Origin of the sequence: Ramlibacter alkalitolerans (assembly GCF_016722765.1) — a bacterium.
Lineage (GTDB): Bacteria > Pseudomonadota > Gammaproteobacteria > Burkholderiales > Burkholderiaceae_C > Ramlibacter > Ramlibacter alkalitolerans.
Genome location: NZ_JAEQND010000020.1, coordinates 15,004 through 29,192, shown reverse-complemented (window position 1 = coordinate 29,192; position 14,189 = coordinate 15,004). Strand labels below are relative to the sequence as shown.

The window sequence follows — 14,189 nt, the reverse complement described above, 5'->3', positions numbered from 1 at the left end:
GGACCCCCGATGAGTTCCACCAACGTCGTGCGCGAGGCGCAATCCCTCGAGACCTACCAGGCCGGCGCCAAGCAGAAGGCCGCCGCCAAGCTGTCGCGCATCCCGGTGAAGGTGGAGCCGGGCGAGATCCTGAAGAAGCCGGACTGGATCCGCGTCAAGGCCGGCTCCGTCAACAGCCGCTTCTACGAGATCAAGCAGATCCTGCGCGAGCAGGGCCTGCACACGGTGTGCGAGGAAGCCTCCTGTCCCAACATCGGCGAGTGCTTCGGCCACGGCACGGCCACCTTCATGATCATGGGCGACAAGTGCACGCGGCGCTGCCCGTTCTGCGACGTGGGCCACGGCCGGCCCGACCCGCTGGACACCGCCGAGCCGCGCAAGCTGGCGGAGACGATCGCGAAGATGAAGCTGAAGTACGTCGTGATCACCAGCGTCGACCGCGACGACCTGCGCGACGGCGGCGCCGGCCACTTCGTCGAGTGCATCCGCCAGACCCGCGAGCTCTCGCCCGCGACGCGGATCGAGGTCCTGGTGCCCGACTTCCGCGGCCGCGACGACCGCGCGCTGGAGATCCTGAAGGCCGCGCCGCCGGACGTGATGAACCACAACCTCGAGACCATCCCGCGCCTGTACAAGGAAGCGCGGCCGGGCTCGGACTACCAGTTCAGCCTGAACCTGCTGAAGAAGTTCAAGGCCCTGTTCCCGCACATCCCGACCAAGAGCGGCCTCATGGTCGGCCTGGGCGAGACCGACGAGGAGATCCTCGCGGTGATGCGCGACATGCGCGCGCACGACATCGAGATGCTGACCATCGGCCAGTACCTCGCGCCCACCACCTCGCACCTGCCCGTGCGCCGCTACGTGCACCCGGACACCTTCAGGATGTTCGAGGCGCAGGCCAGGGAGATGGGCTTCACCCACGCGGCCGTGGGCGCGCTGGTGCGCAGTTCCTACCACGCGGACCAGCAGGCGCAGGCCGCCGGCGTCGGCGCCTAAGGCTTTCCCCGATACCGGCGGTGCACCGGGGCGGGGCCGGATGGAATAAAACGCGCGCTCGCAGCGTTTTTTTCATTTGTCCCCATCCATTCCGGAAAGCACCGCATGCCACAACGACAAGACAGCCCGGCCTCGGCCAGCCGCCGCGACTTCCTCCGGATCGCCGGCACCCTGCCGCTGGCCACCGGCCCCGTGCTGGCGCAGGCCCAGCCCGCCGCCCCGCCCGCGCGCGTGCCCGGCATCGAGGACGCCGACCGCGTCTTCATCACCAACGAGGACTCGAACACCATCGCGGTGATCAACCCGGCCACCAACCGGGTCGAGACGACGATCAACCTCACGAGCTTCGACGAGGACCCGCGGCCGCCCTTCCGCTACGTGACCGGCGGCGTGGCGCCCACGCACGCGGCGATGATCCACAAGCCGCTGTACCACGGCTGCATCGATGCGCACGGCGCCGTGCCCTCGCCCGACGGCCGCCTGCTCGCCACCAGCGGGCGCGGCTCCAGCAACATCTACCTCACCGACGCGGCGCAGCGGCACGTGATCGGCAACGCGCCGAACTTCGCCGCCGGCAGCACCACCAATCGCGAACGCATCAGCACCGGCATCCTGGTCGGCCGCGAGCCGCACGAACCCACCTTCTCGCGCAACGGCAAGGAACTGTGGGTGACGGTGCGCGGCGAGGACCGCATCGCGGTGCTCGACGTCGAGGCGGCGATCCGCTACCTGCGCGGCGACGCCTCGGCCCAGGCGATCCGCATGTACGTGGGAACGCTGCCCGGGCCGGCGCAGGTGTGGTTCAACCGCGAGAACACGGTCGCCTTCGTCGCCAGCCAGAAGGTCTCGAGCGTCGACGTGTTCGAGCTGCGCATGGGCGCCGACGGCTTCACCCTGCCGCAGCGGCGCGTCACGCTCGACATCTCGGGCCAGGACAAGCCGGGCTTCACGCCCTTCCTGAAGACCACGCCGGACGGCGGCGAGGTCTGGTTCTCGCACAAGCTGGCCGACGCCGTGTCGTGTCGCTCCACGCGGCCCGAATTCGGCCTGCTCGATGCCGTGCCGCTGGGCGCCAACGCACGGCCGAACCACGTGGAGTTCGTGGAGAACGCGCGCGGCAAGGTGGTCTACGCCAGCCTCGCGCGCGTCGACGACAACGGGCCGGGCGGCGTGGCTTCGAGCCAGATCGCGATCATCGACCGCTCGGCCCCGCCGGGCGCGCGCAAGGTGGTCGGCACCTTCTTCACGCACGGCCGCGAGTCGCACGGCCTGTGGACCAACCCCGAGAACACGCTGCTGTACGTCGCGCACGAACAGGACGAACTCCCCGGCACGCCCAACGCGGGCCAGACGGTCTGCAGCGCCTTCGACGTGCGCGACCCGATGCGGCCGGCGTTCATCGCGCAGATCCCGCTCGGCTCCATCGCGCTGCCTTCCGGCGAACTGCGCAACAAGAAGAGCATCAACCTGGTCTACGTGCGGGTGGGTGCGCGGGGGCAGACCGGATGACGTTCGCCACCGAGATGGAGGAAGGCATGGCGGGCATGATGAGCGCCATGCACGCGGCCACGGCGACCGGCGATCCCGACATCGACTTCCTTGCGATGATGATCCCGCACCATGTGGGCGCGGTGGACATGGCGCGCGCGGTGCTGCGCTACGGGCGCGATCCGGCGACGCGGCAACTGGCCGAGGAGATCATCGCGGGCCAGACGATCGAGATCGAGGGGATGCGCAGGCGGCTGGCGATGTTGCGGCAGCCGGGGCGGGGCAAGGAGTTTCCGGCGCTGGGGGGCACCCGCGGGCCTTGATCCGCGAGTCGGGTTCGTAGGCTGGCGGTGAGCGCGCGCGCAGCGCGCCACGAACCCCAGCGCTTCACGCGATCGATCGCTGGGGTTCCGGCGCTTCGCGCGTCACCGCCAGCCTACGTTCCGGCGCTTCGCGCGTCACCGCCAGCCTACGGAAGCCGGCCGCGGCTGCGGTTAAAGTCCGCGCCCATGTCCCCCCACTGGTACGCCCTCGGCGCCATCGCGCTCTGGGCCTCGCTCGCGGCCCTCGGCGTCACCCTGCGCCACGTCCCGCCCTTCCTCCTCACCGGCCTCGCCCTGGTGATCGGCAGCGTGCCGGCGTGGCCGCTGGTCCGCCACTGGCGCGTGCCGCCGCGCACCCTGGCCCTGGGCATCTACGGCCTGTTCGCCTACCATTTCCTGCTGTTCATCGCCCTGCGCGCCGCGCCTCCCGTCGAGGCCAACCTCGTGAACTACCTGTGGCCGCTGCTGATCGTGCTGCTCGCGCCCATCCTGCTGCGCGACGTGCACCTCAAGGGCGCGCACGTGTTCGCCGGCTTGGCGGGCTTCGCCGGCGCGGCGATCGCGATCCTGGGCGGCGGCGGCGCGAGCGGAGCCTGGTCCTGGGGCTACCTGCCCGCGCTCGGCGCGGCCTTCATCTGGTCCAGTTACTCGCTGTGGACGCGGCGCGTGCCGTCCTTCCCCACGGCGGCGGTCGGCCTGTTCGGCCTCGTCTCGGGACTGCTGTCGCTGGCCTGCCACGCGCTGCTGGAAGACCCGGTGCAGCTGTCGCCGCGCGACTACGCGCTGATCGCCGTGATGGGGCTCGGCCCGCTGGGCGCCGCCTTCTTCCTCTGGGACAAGGCGCTCAAGACCGGCGACGCGCGCCACATCGGCATCCTCAGCTACCTCACGCCCCTGGCCTCGACCACGCTGCTGGTGCTGGTCACCGGCCGCTCGTTCAGCCTGAGCATCCTGGCGGCTGCGGCGTTGATCATCGGCGCCGCGCTGATCGGCACGCGGGTGCGCTGAGAAGCCGCTTACACCGCGCAGTAGCGGTTCTGGATCTCGGTGTCGGCCAGCAGGTCCTCGGCGCGGCCCTCGTGCACCACGTGGCCCTGGTCGAGGATGTAGGCGCGGTCGGAGATCGACAGCGCGCGTTCCACGTTCTGCTCCACCAGCAGGATGGTGGTGCCCTGCTGCTTCATGCGCACGAACAGGCGGAACATCTCGTGCACCAGCAGCGGCATGATGCCCTCGGAGGGCTCGTCCAGCAGGATCATCTTGGGCCTGGCCATCATGGCCCGCGCGATCGCCAGCATCTGCTGCTCGCCGCCGGACAGCGAGGTCGCCTCCTGCGCGAGCCGCTCCTTCAGTCGCGGGAAGGTCTCGGCGATCTCGTCGATCATGGCGTTGGTCTCGGCGCGCCGGCCGCTCGCCAGCAGGCCCAGCTGCAGGTTCTCGCGCACGGTGAGGCCGGCGACGATCCGGCGGTCTTCCGGCACGTAGGCGAGGCCCTGGTGGTAGCGCGCGTGCGCCCGCTGGCGGTGCAGCGGCTGGCCGTCGAACACGATCTCGCCGGCGCTGCGCGCCAGCAGGCCCATCACCGTGCGCAGCGTCGTGGTCTTGCCGGCGCCGTTGCGCCCCATCAGCGTCACGATCTCGCCGCGTCGCACCTCGAACGCGATGTCCTGCACCACGTGGCTGTGGTCGTACCACGCGTTCAGGCCGCGGACCTGCAGCAAGGGCGCGTCCATCAACCTTGCCCCAGGTAGACGCTGCGCACCTGGTCGTTGGCGCGGATCTCCTCCGGCGTGCCCTCGGCCAGGAACTCGCCGTGGTGCAGCACGATCAGGCGCTGGCAGATGCCCATCACCAGCTTCATCTTGTGCTCCACCAGGATCACGGTGCGTTCGCGAGCGAGACTGGTGATCAGCGCCATCATCACCGTCGTTTCCTCCGGCGACATGCCGGCGGTGGGTTCGTCCAGCAGCAGCAACTGCGGGCGGGCGGCCAGGGCCATCGCGACTTCCAGCGCGCGCTGCTGGCCGTGCGCGAGGTCCCCGGCCGGCTTGTTGCGCCAGGGCGCCAGGCCGACGCGTTCGAGCAGGGCATCGGCTTCCTCCCTGGCCTGCGGCCAGTCCTCGCGCGACTTCAGGAAGTTGAAGCGCACGTGCCGCATCTGCGCCGCCACCCGCACGTTCTCGTGCGCGCTCAGCTGCTTGAAGACGTTGGTGATCTGGAAGCTCTTGGCGATCCCCAGGCGCGCGTAGGCGTGCTGCGGCAGCGCCGTGACGTCCTCGCCGCGGAACAGGACGCGGCCGCTGCTGGGGGCCAGCGAGCCGCTCAGGATGTTGAAGAAGGTGCTCTTTCCGGCGCCGTTGGGACCGATGATGGCGCACAGCTCGCGCTCGCGAAACGAGGTGCTGACGTTGGCCAGCGCCTGGAAGCGCCCGAAGCGCATGCCGATGCCGCGCGCCTCCAGGATCGTGTCGCTCACGGCGAAACCTCCCCCCTGCCGTCGTCCCCGCGGAGGCGGGGACCCAGGGCGTCCTGGATTCCCGCCTGCGCGGGAACGACGGGAACTGCGTTCCCGGCCGTCTCCCGCTGGCGCAACACGTGCAGCACCGTGCCCCAGATGCCGCGCGGGAAGAACAGCACGAACAGCATGAAGACGATGCCGACCACCAGCATCCAGTGCTGCGTCAGCGTGGTCACCACGTCCTCGAGGTACAGGAACACGGCGGCGCCGACGAAGGGGCCGAAGAAGGTGCCCATGCCGCCCAGCAGGCACATCATCACCGCGTGCCCCGAGGTCAGGTAGTGCAGCGAGTCGATCGGCACCACCGACAGGTGCAGCGCCCGCAGCGAGCCCGCCAGGCCGCACAGGCCGGCGGACAGCACGAACACCAGCAGCTTGGAACGGGCCACGTCGTAGCCGCAGGCTGAAACGCGCCGATCGTTCTCGCGGATCGCCTCCATCACCGCGCCGAAGGGCGAGGCCAGGATGCGCGAGACCAGCCACAGGGCCGCGGCGACGAACACCAGGATCACGTAGTACTTGGTCGTGGGGTTGGTGAAGTCCAGGCGCAGCCCGGCGAATTCCACCGGGTCGACGCGCACGCCGCGCAGGCCGTTCTCGCCGCCCGTCCAGCGCTCGGCCTTGTAGAAGGCGTAGTAGACGATCTGCGCCAGCGCCAGCGTGACCATGGAGAAGTAGATGCCGCGGCTGCGGATCGCGAGGAAGCCGACCGCCGCGCCCACCAGCAGCGAAGCGGCGACGCCGGCCGCGATCGCCAGTGGCCAGGGCAGCCCGGCGTGCACGATGGCGATCCCGGTGAGATAGGCCCCGACGCCGAAGAAGGCCGCATGGCCGAAGGACAGCAGGCCGGTGTACCCGAACAGGAGGTTGAAGCCGACCGCGTAGAGACCGAACACGAGGATGTTCACGGCCAGGGCCTCGTAGGGCATCAGCAGCGGGAACACCAGCAGGAACAGCAGCACCGCCGCGACGCGGTGGCGTTCGATGGTGCGGACGAGCGTTGCCAAGCCGGTGGGCCTCAACTCATGAGCCCGGCCTTGCCGAACAGCCCCTGCGGCCGCACGAGCAGGACCAGCGCCATCAGCACGAAGATGGACAGCTCCGCCAGGTCCGGCGCGAGCAGCGAGGTCAGGCTGAAGACCACGCCCACCAGCAGGCCGGCCACCACGGCGCCCGGCAGCGATCCCATCCCGCCCACCACCGTGACCACGAAGGATTCGGCCAGCACCGTGATCCCCATCTCCGCGTTCACGGCGCGCGTGGGGGCGGCCAGCACGCCGGAGATGCCGGCGATGGCGGTGCCGATGCCGAACACCATCCACCACACGCGGGCGACGTCGATGCCCAGCACGCGCACGATCTCGGGGTCGCGCGAACCGGCGCGGATGATCAGCCCGTAGCGCGTCTTCTCGATGAACAGCCACAGCGCGCCCACGACCACGGCCGTCGCGAAGATCAGGAACAGGCGGTACAGCGGGAAATGGCCGAAGCCCAGGTCGACGGCGCCACGCAGCGCCGCCGGCGTGCTCGAGGCCATGCCCTCGATGCCGAACACGATGCGCACGCCTTCGATGATCACGTAGCTCAGGCCGAACGTGAGCAGCAGCGGGTAGTCGATGCCGCGGCCGTACAGCGGCCGCACCAGGAAGCGCTCGGTGACGAGCCCCATGCATCCCACCACCAGCGGCGTGATCACCAGGCTGACGACGAAGCTGCCCGTGAGGCCGTAGAAATACACGCCCAGGAAGGCCCCCAGCATGAAGAGGGCGCCGTGGGCGAAGTTCACCACCGTCAGCATGCCGAAGATCAGCGACAGGCCGACCGCCAGCAGCGCGTAGATCGCGCCCAGCGCGATGCCGGTCACGAGCTGCAGCGCCAGCAGCGACGGGGTGAACTGTTCCAAGGTTCAGGCCTTGTGACCGAGCTCGGCGCAGGTGCGCAGGTTGGCCTCGCTCGGCTCGTCGGTGTGCACGACGTTGAAGACGTCGTTCTTGTCCTTGTTGCCCTTGCTCTTGGACTCGATGATCAACACCGACTGCACCGCCTGGTGGTCGCAGGCGCGGTAGTACTCCGGGCCCTTGTACCAGTTGTACTTCATGCGGGTCATCGCGGCGCTGACCTGGTCGGACTGGGTCGTCTTGGCATCGAGCACGCCTTGCAGCACGCTGCGCACGCCCGCATAGCCGAGCGCGCCGTAGTCGGAGGGCAGCGCGCCGTTGTAGGCCTTGCGGAACTTGTCGTTGAAGACCTTGGCGGCCGGCACGTGGTCCTCGATGCCCCAGTAGTAGGAGGTGCCGCCGACCACGCCGTCGAAGACGTCGGCGCCGCCGGTCTGGCGGGCGGTGAACAGCAGCACCGGCGTGATGATGCGGGTGGTGGACTTCAGGCCGAAGTCGGTCGCCTGCTTCAGCGCATTGAGGAAGTCGCGGCCGAAGTTGTTCATCACGAGGATGTCCGGCTTCAGGGCCTGGATGCGCGGCAGGAAGGCCGAGTAGTCGGAGGTGCCCAGCGGGTGGCGGATGTCGGCCAGCGTGGTCGCGCCGAAGGCCTTGCCGGCGCGCTCGAAGCCGCGGACCATCTCGTGGCCGTAGGCGTAGTCGGCGGTCAGGTAGACGATGCGCTTGCCGAACTTCGGGAAGCAGTAGCGCGCCACCGCGCCGGCGGTGAGGTGCGGATTGAGCGCCTCGTGGAAGGTGTAGGGGCTGAAGTCCTTGACCTCGTTGATCGCGTCGGACTGGCTGATCGAGACGAAGATCACCTTGCGCTCGCGCGTGACGGCGTTCATCGACAGCTGCGTGGCCGCCGAGAGGGACCCGGCCATGAAGTCGACCTTGTCCTTCTCGATCAGCTCCAGCGTGCGTGTCGCGGCCTCGCCGGCATTGAGCTTGTCGTCGCGCACCAGCAGTTCGGCCTTGCGGCCGTTGAAGCCGCCGGCGTCGTTGAAGTCCTTGACGGCCAGTTCGGCGGAACGCACCTGGTCCTGCGCTTCCGGCGCGTAGGGGCCGGTGAGCGGGACGAGGAAGCCGATCTTGATGTTGCCGGCCTGCGCCCGCGCGAGCTGCGCCGCGAACGGCGCCGCGACGAGGGCGGCGCCGGCGGCACCGGCCTGCAGCAGGCGGCGGCGGGAAGCTTCAGGCGAGCGGGACGGAAGCGGTGCGTTCATGCGCGTTCTCCTCGTTCAGGTCCAGGGTGTCGAGTTCGACGGCGGTTTCGTTCATGGCGGCGAGCGCGTCGCGGGCCTGCACCACGCCGTCCTGGCCGCAGGCCTGCATGTAGGCACCGAGGCGGCGGCCCCGCCGCACGACCTGCAGGGCGCTCGGGGCGCGCTCCTGCGCGTAGGCCTGCAGCGCGCGCGGCGTCGCGCCGTGGGTGGCCAGCGCGTGCGCGAGCGCGAGTGCGTCCTGCATCGCCTTGGTCACGCCCATGCCGACGTGCGGCCGGGCCACGAAGGCCGCGTCGCCGAGCAGCGCGATGCGTCCGCGGGCGATCTCGCGCGAGGCCACGTCGTGGATCGGCTGCAGGAAGGGCTGGCCGCACTTCTCCACGATCTCGGCGAACTGCGGTGCGAGCAGCCGGCGCGCGTCCTCGCGCATCGCGGCGACCTCGCGCCACGAGACCTTGTTCGGCGGGATGCCGTGCGGATGGTGCGTGCCGTCGGCATCGGTGAGCAGGCGCGCCAGTCCTTCCGGTGCGGGCGCCGCGCGGTACCAGACGAAGTTCCAGGACCGATGACCCGGCTCCATGCGCTGACCCGGCCCCGCGACGGGGTAGCCCAGCATCTGCTCGCCCGGCGGCGTGCAGAACGCGAACAGCGGGAACATCGTTTCGTGCGTGCCGCGCGAGACCACGGCCTCGTCGCACAGGCCGCGCCACGCGACGTAGCCGGCGTACTGGGGCTGCACCTCCGGCCAGCACTGCTGGCGGATCGCGGAGCGGATGCCATCGGCGGCGACCACCAGGTCGGCCTCGAATGCGCCCGCATTCGTGTGCAGCACCACGCGTTCGCCGCGTTCCTCGACACCTTGCGCCGTCATGCCCTGGCGGTAGGCCGCCGTGGGCGGCAGCAATTCGCGCAGCAACTGGTACAGGCGGCCCCAGGAGGTCAGGACCTGCGGCATCTCCAGTCGTCCGAGCACGGCACCGTGGCTATCGAGCGTTATGCGCCCCGGCACGCGGATGCCCAGTGCATAGTCCGCAGGCATGCCGATGCGGCGCAGGCCGTCCTCGAGCACGCGGTGGCTCACGATGCCGGCGCCGCGGCCCTCCATCGGCCCTGCCGCTTTCTCCAGCACGGTGACCTGGTGCCCGTTGCGAGCGAGCAGGTTGGCGGCCATCAGACCCCCGAGCGACCCACCCACGACGAGGACCTGCGCCATCCGCGGGATTGTTGGTGGGGGGTGGGGGCCGGGCATCGGGACGAACCCCTAAGACTTCAGATCACCGTGCCCAACGCGCGCAGGATCTTCTCCGGCGTGATCGGCTGCGACCACACCTGCGCGCCCAGCGGCGCGAGCGCATCGTTGATCGCGTTCATCACCGCGGCCGGCGCGCCGGCAGTGCCGGCCTCGCCGGCGCCCTTGGCGCCCAACTGGCTGCTGCGCGTGGGCGTCTGCACGTGCGCCACCTCGATGTCGGGCATCTCGGCGCACATCGGCACGAGGTACTCGGCCAGGTTCGCGTTGAGCATCAGCCCCTGGTCGTCGTACAGGCACTCCTCCAGCAGCGCGCCGCCGATGCCCTGCACGATGGCGCCGCGCATCTGCTCGTCGACCAGTTGCGGGTTGATGACGCGCCCGCAGTCCTCGACCACCCAGTGCTTGAGCAGGCGCACGAAGCCGGTGTCGGTGTCGACCTCCACGAACGAGACCTGCACGCCGTTGGTGAAGATGAAGGGATAGTCGCGCTGGGCGTAGTGGCGCGTGACCATCAGCTCCGGCGTGAAGTCGCGCGGCAGCGTGTCGGAGCGGTAGTAGGCGACGCGACCGAGTTCGGCCAAGGGCAGCAGCGGCTCCTGCGTGGCGGCATCGACGACCTGGCCGCGCCGCACGGCGAGCATCGCCGCATCGCGCTGCAGCATCACGGCCGCCAGCTTGAGGATGTTGGCGCGCAACGCCTGGCCCGCGAGCAGCACCGCCTCGCCGGCGATGCCCGCACCGCGCGAGGCCCAGGTGCCGCCGCCGTAGGGCGTCACCTCGGTGTCTCCCGTGACCACGCGCACGCGCTCGAGGTCCACGCCGACCGCATCGGCGGCGATCTGGCGGAAGATGCCTTCGGCGCCCTGCCCCTGCTCGCCGACGCCGACCAGCGCCACCACGGCGCCGGAAGGATCGAGCCGCAGCGTCGCCCCATCCTGCGACGCGATGCGCGCGCCGCCCACGCCGTAGAAGGCCGCGCTCGGGTTGGTCAGCTCGATCACCGTGGCGAAGCCGATGCCGCGGTGGATGCCTTGCGCGCGCAGCCTCGCCTGCTCGGCACGCAGGGCGCCGTAGTCGATCATCTCCTCGATGCGGCGCAGGCAGGCCTCGTGCGAGAGCACCTCCAGCCGGATGCCGCTGGCGCCGGTGGCGGGGTAGGCGTCGTCCGGGATCACGTTGCGGCGCCGGAATTCCAGCGGGTCGATGCGCAACTGGCGCGCGGCCAGGTCCACCAGGCCCTCCGTGACCGAGCAGGCGATCGGGTGGCCGACGCCGCGGTACTGGCAGGTCGGCGTCTTGTTCTGGAACACTACGTCGACGCGCGCGCGGTACTGCTGGTGGCGGTACGGGCCGCCCACCAGGTTGACCACCTGGTTGCCTTCGATCGCGCTGGTGCGCGGGAACATCGAATAGGGCCCGATGCCGGTGAGGTCGTCGATCTCGAAGGCCAGGATCGCGCCCTCGCGGCTGGCGGCGATGCGCCCCTTGACGCGGTGGTGCCGCGCGTGGATGTCGCTGGTGAAGGACTCGATGCGGTCGGCCACGAACTTCACCGGCCGCCGGCACAGCATCGCCAGCGCCACGGTCGCGAAGTCGTCGGGATAGGCGTGCACCTTGATGCCGAACGAGCCGCCGACGTCCTTGCAGATCACCCGCACCGAGGATTCGGGCAGGTCGAACTGGCGCGCGTACAGGTCCTGCATCATGTGCGGCGCCTGGCAGGAGTGGTAGACGGTCAGGCGCTGTTCGGCGGCATTCCAGTCCACGAGCTGGCTGCGCGGCTCGAGCGTCACGCCGGTGTGGCGGCCGAACTCGAAGGTGGCTTCCACCACCGCGTCGGCGCGGGCGAACGCTTCGTCGACGGCGGCGGTGGCCAGCGTGCGCGTGAAGCACAGGTTGTCGCCCAGCTCCGGGTGGATCACGGGCGTGCCGGCGGCCAGCGCCGTTTCCATGTCGACCACCGGCGGCAGCGGCTCGTAGTCGACCTGCACGTGCTGGAGCGCGTCCTCCGCCTGCTCGCGTGTTTCGGCCACCACCGCCACCACGGCCTCGCCCTGCCAGCAGGCCCGCTCGATCGCCAGCGGATACTGCGGCGCCGACTTCATGCCGGCCAGGTGCGCCAGCGTCGCGACCCAGGGCTTGCAGACGGTGGCGATGTCGCGGCCGTCCGCGACCAGGATCACGCCCGGCATGCGGCGCGCCGCATCGGCATGGATGCCCAAGATGCGGCAATGCGCCACCGGGCTGCGCCAGAACACGGCGTGCGCCATGCGCGGCAGCTCGATGTCGTCGACGTAGACGCCCTGCCCCTGGACCAGGCGGCGCACGCCGGGGCGCTCGCGCGTCGTGCCGATGTAGCGCGGGTCTTGCGTGACGGGCGCGAGCGCGACTTCGCGCTGTTCCGGCTGTTCGACGATCTCGCTCATCGCACGGCTCCGGCCGCGGCCCGCCCGGCGCGCGCGTCCAGCGTGTCGCAGATCGCGTCGACGATGGCGTGGTAGCCGGTGCAGCGGCAGTAGTTGCCGCCCATCCACTCGCGCACTTCGGCGCGCGTCGCGTCCGGTTTCGTTTCCAGCAATTCCTTCGCGGCCAGCACCATGCCCGGCGTGCAGAAGCCGCATTGCAGCGCGTTGCGCCGCACGAAGGCTTCCTGCAGGTCGGTGACGTCGCCGTCCTGGCTCACGCCTTCGATGGTGCGTACGCGGCGACCGTCGGCCTGGACGGCCAGCGTGAGGCAGCCGCGCACGATGCGGCCGTCGACTTCGACCGTGCAGGCGCCGCACACGCCGTGCTCGCAACCGAGGTGCGATCCCTTCAGGCCCAGCGCATCGCGCAGGAAATCGACCAGGTGCTGGCGCGGCTGCACGGGGCGGCGCACGGCCTGGCCGTTGACGCTCAGGGCTATGGTGCGGACATCGGCCATGCGTTCTCCTCTGCGGGCGGGGTTCAGGCGGCCAGCGCCGCGCGGCTGGCCAGGGCGGCGGACAGCAGGCGGCGCGCGAGCACGCCGGCCAGGTGCTGCTTCATCGCCGCGCTGTGGTGCAGGTCGGGAAAGGGATCGAGGTCCGCCTGCAGGCCCGCCAGTGCGAGCTCGATGCTGGCCCCCGTGAGCGGCTGCCCCGCCAGCAGCGCCTCGGTGCGGCGCGCGCGCAGCGGTGTCGCGCCCATGCCGAGGAAGGCCAGCCGCACCTGTTGCGCGGTGGCGCCCTGGAAGCGCGCCGCGACCGCCAGGCCGGCCACGCCGTAGTCGCCGCGGCGCCGCGCCAGTTCGTCGAAGCCGAACCAGTCGGCGGACGTGGCGATCGGCACATCGGCGTCGACCAGCAGTTCGTCCGGCGCGAGGGCGGTGGTCAGGATGGCGCGGAAGAAATCGGCGGCGGGGATGCGGCGCTCGCCGGCGCGGCCGCGCACGGTGACGACGCCGTCGAGCGCCAGCAGGCAGCAGGGCCACTCCGAGGCGGGATCGGCATGGGCGAGCGATCCGCCCCAGGTGCCCGCGTTGCGGATGGCGCGGTGGCCGATGTGCGGCGCGGCGGCGCACAGCAGTGGGGCCAGTTCCGCCACCAACGGGGAGGCCTCGATCTCGCTGTGCGTCGTGAGCGCGCCTATGTGCAGGCGCTCGCCCCGGCGCTCGATGCCGCGCAGTTCGGCGAGGCCGCCGATGTCGATCAGGAGTTTCGGCTCCGAGAGGCGCAGGTTGAGCGCCGCGAGCAGCGTCTGCCCGCCGGCCAGGATGCGCGCGTCGTCGCCATGGCGCGCGAGCAGTTCCAGTGCCTCGGCGACGCTGCGCGCCTTCACGTAATCGAAATCGGGCGCCTTCATGCGCAGGCCTCCTTCAGGACACGTCCAGCCGTGCCGCGCAGGGACACGGCACCGGGATGGAGCACCACCACGTCGCGGGGCTCAGGCCGCGGAGCCGGGATGTTCGGAAGCGGGATAGTTCAGTTCGACGACGACGCCGTTCGGGTCGTCGAGGAACAGCTGGTGCAGGCCCAGTGCCGGCACGGTGCGCTCGCGCACTTCGATGCCCTGCGATTGCAGGTGCGCGCGCATCTGCGCGAGGCCGGTGGCGAAGAAGGCGACATGGTCCACGGCGCCGCTGCCGCGCAGCGAGGAGACGTCGCGATCGCCCAGGTACTTGCGCAGGCCCACCGGGTCGTCCGGGTCCATGCCGATGATGTGCACGACGGCGTTCTGGTAGTCGCCGTGGTCGCCGCGGTACATCCACAGGCCGGGAAAGGGAAAGGGCGGGCGCGGGCCGACCGTCAGCTGCAGCACGCGCTCGTAGAAGTCGCGCGTGGCTTCGAGGTCCAGCGTGCGGATCGAGAAATGATTCAGCGTGAGGCCCATGCATTCCCCTTTGGCGGTGCACGGCGCGGCACGCCGGCTCGCCTCACGCGGGAGCCGGCGGGGACCCTGCGGGGGGATTGTTGGAGGCGGCGGCGGCAG

The 14,189-nt window shown here is 70.5% G+C and carries 14 protein-coding genes; 4 read left to right on the top strand and 10 right to left on the bottom strand.

The annotated features are described in order from the left end of the window. Positions 1-9: 9 nt before the first annotated feature. From lipA to JI746_RS26025, 4 genes are all read left to right on the top strand, one after another. The gene (gene lipA, locus JI746_RS26040) at positions 10-996 is read left to right on the top strand and encodes a lipoyl synthase (protein ID WP_201693234.1); all 987 of its coding nucleotides are present in this window, start codon (positions 10-12) and stop codon (positions 994-996) included. Positions 997-1,101: 105 nt separating this feature from the next. Next, positions 1,102-2,505 carry a beta-propeller fold lactonase family protein gene (locus tag JI746_RS26035; protein ID WP_201693233.1) on the top strand — a complete coding sequence of 468 codons (1,404 nt, stop codon included), beginning with the start codon at positions 1,102-1,104 and terminating at the stop codon, positions 2,503-2,505. Next, positions 2,502-2,807 carry a CopM family metallochaperone gene (gene copM, locus JI746_RS26030; protein WP_201693232.1) on the top strand — a complete coding sequence of 102 codons (306 nt, stop codon included), beginning with the start codon at positions 2,502-2,504 and terminating at the stop codon, positions 2,805-2,807. Before JI746_RS26035 ends, copM begins: the two co-directional genes overlap by 4 nt. A gap of 186 nt (positions 2,808-2,993) precedes the next feature. Further along, positions 2,994-3,815 carry a DMT family transporter gene (locus JI746_RS26025; protein WP_201693231.1) on the top strand — a complete coding sequence of 274 codons (822 nt, stop codon included), beginning with the start codon at positions 2,994-2,996 and terminating at the stop codon, positions 3,813-3,815. An 8-nt stretch (positions 3,816-3,823) separates the two neighbouring features. Here JI746_RS26025 and JI746_RS26020 read toward each other — a convergent pair whose 3' ends face one another. From JI746_RS26020 to JI746_RS25975, 10 genes are all read right to left on the bottom strand, one after another. Continuing rightward, positions 3,824-4,540 (bottom strand): ABC transporter ATP-binding protein, encoded by a 717-nt coding sequence (locus tag JI746_RS26020; protein WP_236600154.1) that lies wholly within the window; start codon positions 4,538-4,540, stop codon positions 3,824-3,826. Beyond that, positions 4,540-5,283, bottom strand: a complete 744-nt coding sequence (locus JI746_RS26015) for an ABC transporter ATP-binding protein (protein WP_330893087.1) — start codon at positions 5,281-5,283, stop codon at positions 4,540-4,542. The genes JI746_RS26020 and JI746_RS26015 overlap by 1 nt, the downstream gene beginning before the upstream one ends. Beyond that, entirely contained in the window at positions 5,280-6,332 is a 1,053-nt protein-coding gene (locus JI746_RS26010) for a branched-chain amino acid ABC transporter permease (protein WP_236600153.1), read from the bottom strand. The genes JI746_RS26015 and JI746_RS26010 overlap by 4 nt, the downstream gene beginning before the upstream one ends. Before the next feature lie 11 nt (positions 6,333-6,343). After that, on the bottom strand, positions 6,344-7,228 hold the full coding sequence (locus tag JI746_RS26005; RefSeq protein ID WP_236600152.1) for a branched-chain amino acid ABC transporter permease: 885 nt from the start codon (positions 7,226-7,228) through the stop codon (positions 6,344-6,346). Between the two features lie 3 nt (positions 7,229-7,231). After that, positions 7,232-8,488, bottom strand: coding sequence for an ABC transporter substrate-binding protein (locus JI746_RS26000; RefSeq protein ID WP_201693230.1), 1,257 nt, complete (start codon positions 8,486-8,488; stop codon positions 7,232-7,234). After that, complete coding sequence (locus JI746_RS25995) at positions 8,457-9,701, bottom strand: FAD binding domain-containing protein (RefSeq protein WP_201693229.1); 1,245 nt, start codon at positions 9,699-9,701, stop codon at positions 8,457-8,459. Before JI746_RS25995 ends, JI746_RS26000 begins: the two co-directional genes overlap by 32 nt. A 56-nt stretch (positions 9,702-9,757) precedes the next feature. Beyond that, on the bottom strand, positions 9,758-12,166 hold the full coding sequence (locus tag JI746_RS25990; protein WP_201693228.1) for a xanthine dehydrogenase family protein molybdopterin-binding subunit: 2,409 nt from the start codon (positions 12,164-12,166) through the stop codon (positions 9,758-9,760). After that, positions 12,163-12,663, bottom strand: a complete 501-nt coding sequence (locus tag JI746_RS25985; protein WP_201693227.1) for a (2Fe-2S)-binding protein — start codon at positions 12,661-12,663, stop codon at positions 12,163-12,165. The genes JI746_RS25990 and JI746_RS25985 overlap by 4 nt, the downstream gene beginning before the upstream one ends. A 23-nt stretch (positions 12,664-12,686) precedes the next feature. After that, positions 12,687-13,562: an FAD binding domain-containing protein gene (locus JI746_RS25980; RefSeq protein ID WP_201693226.1), complete on the bottom strand. Its 876-nt coding sequence runs from the start codon at positions 13,560-13,562 to the stop codon at positions 12,687-12,689. 81 nt (positions 13,563-13,643) lie between these two features. After that, the gene (locus JI746_RS25975) at positions 13,644-14,090 is read right to left on the bottom strand and encodes a VOC family protein (protein ID WP_201693225.1); all 447 of its coding nucleotides are present in this window, start codon (positions 14,088-14,090) and stop codon (positions 13,644-13,646) included. Positions 14,091-14,189: the final 99 nt, after the last annotated feature.

Bases quoted from the DNA above. Each gene is read 5' to 3' on its own strand.
- lipA (WP_201693234.1), top strand. From the start codon at position 10: ATGAGTTCCACCAACGTCGTGCGCGAGGCGCAATCCCTCGAGACCTAC.
- JI746_RS26035 (WP_201693233.1), top strand. From the start codon at position 1,102: ATGCCACAACGACAAGACAGCCCGGCCTCGGCCAGCCGCCGCGACTTC.
- copM (WP_201693232.1), top strand. From the start codon at position 2,502: ATGACGTTCGCCACCGAGATGGAGGAAGGCATGGCGGGCATGATGAGC.
- JI746_RS26025 (WP_201693231.1), top strand. From the start codon at position 2,994: ATGTCCCCCCACTGGTACGCCCTCGGCGCCATCGCGCTCTGGGCCTCG.
- JI746_RS26020 (WP_236600154.1), bottom strand. From the start codon at position 4,540: ATGGACGCGCCCTTGCTGCAGGTCCGCGGCCTGAACGCGTGGTACGAC.
- JI746_RS26000 (WP_201693230.1), bottom strand. From the start codon at position 8,488: ATGAACGCACCGCTTCCGTCCCGCTCGCCTGAAGCTTCCCGCCGCCGC.
- JI746_RS25995 (WP_201693229.1), bottom strand. From the start codon at position 9,701: ATGGCGCAGGTCCTCGTCGTGGGTGGGTCGCTCGGGGGTCTGATGGCC.
- JI746_RS25990 (WP_201693228.1), bottom strand. From the start codon at position 12,166: ATGAGCGAGATCGTCGAACAGCCGGAACAGCGCGAAGTCGCGCTCGCG.
- JI746_RS25985 (WP_201693227.1), bottom strand. From the start codon at position 12,663: ATGGCCGATGTCCGCACCATAGCCCTGAGCGTCAACGGCCAGGCCGTG.
- JI746_RS25980 (WP_201693226.1), bottom strand. From the start codon at position 13,562: ATGAAGGCGCCCGATTTCGATTACGTGAAGGCGCGCAGCGTCGCCGAG.
- JI746_RS25975 (WP_201693225.1), bottom strand. From the start codon at position 14,090: ATGGGCCTCACGCTGAATCATTTCTCGATCCGCACGCTGGACCTCGAA.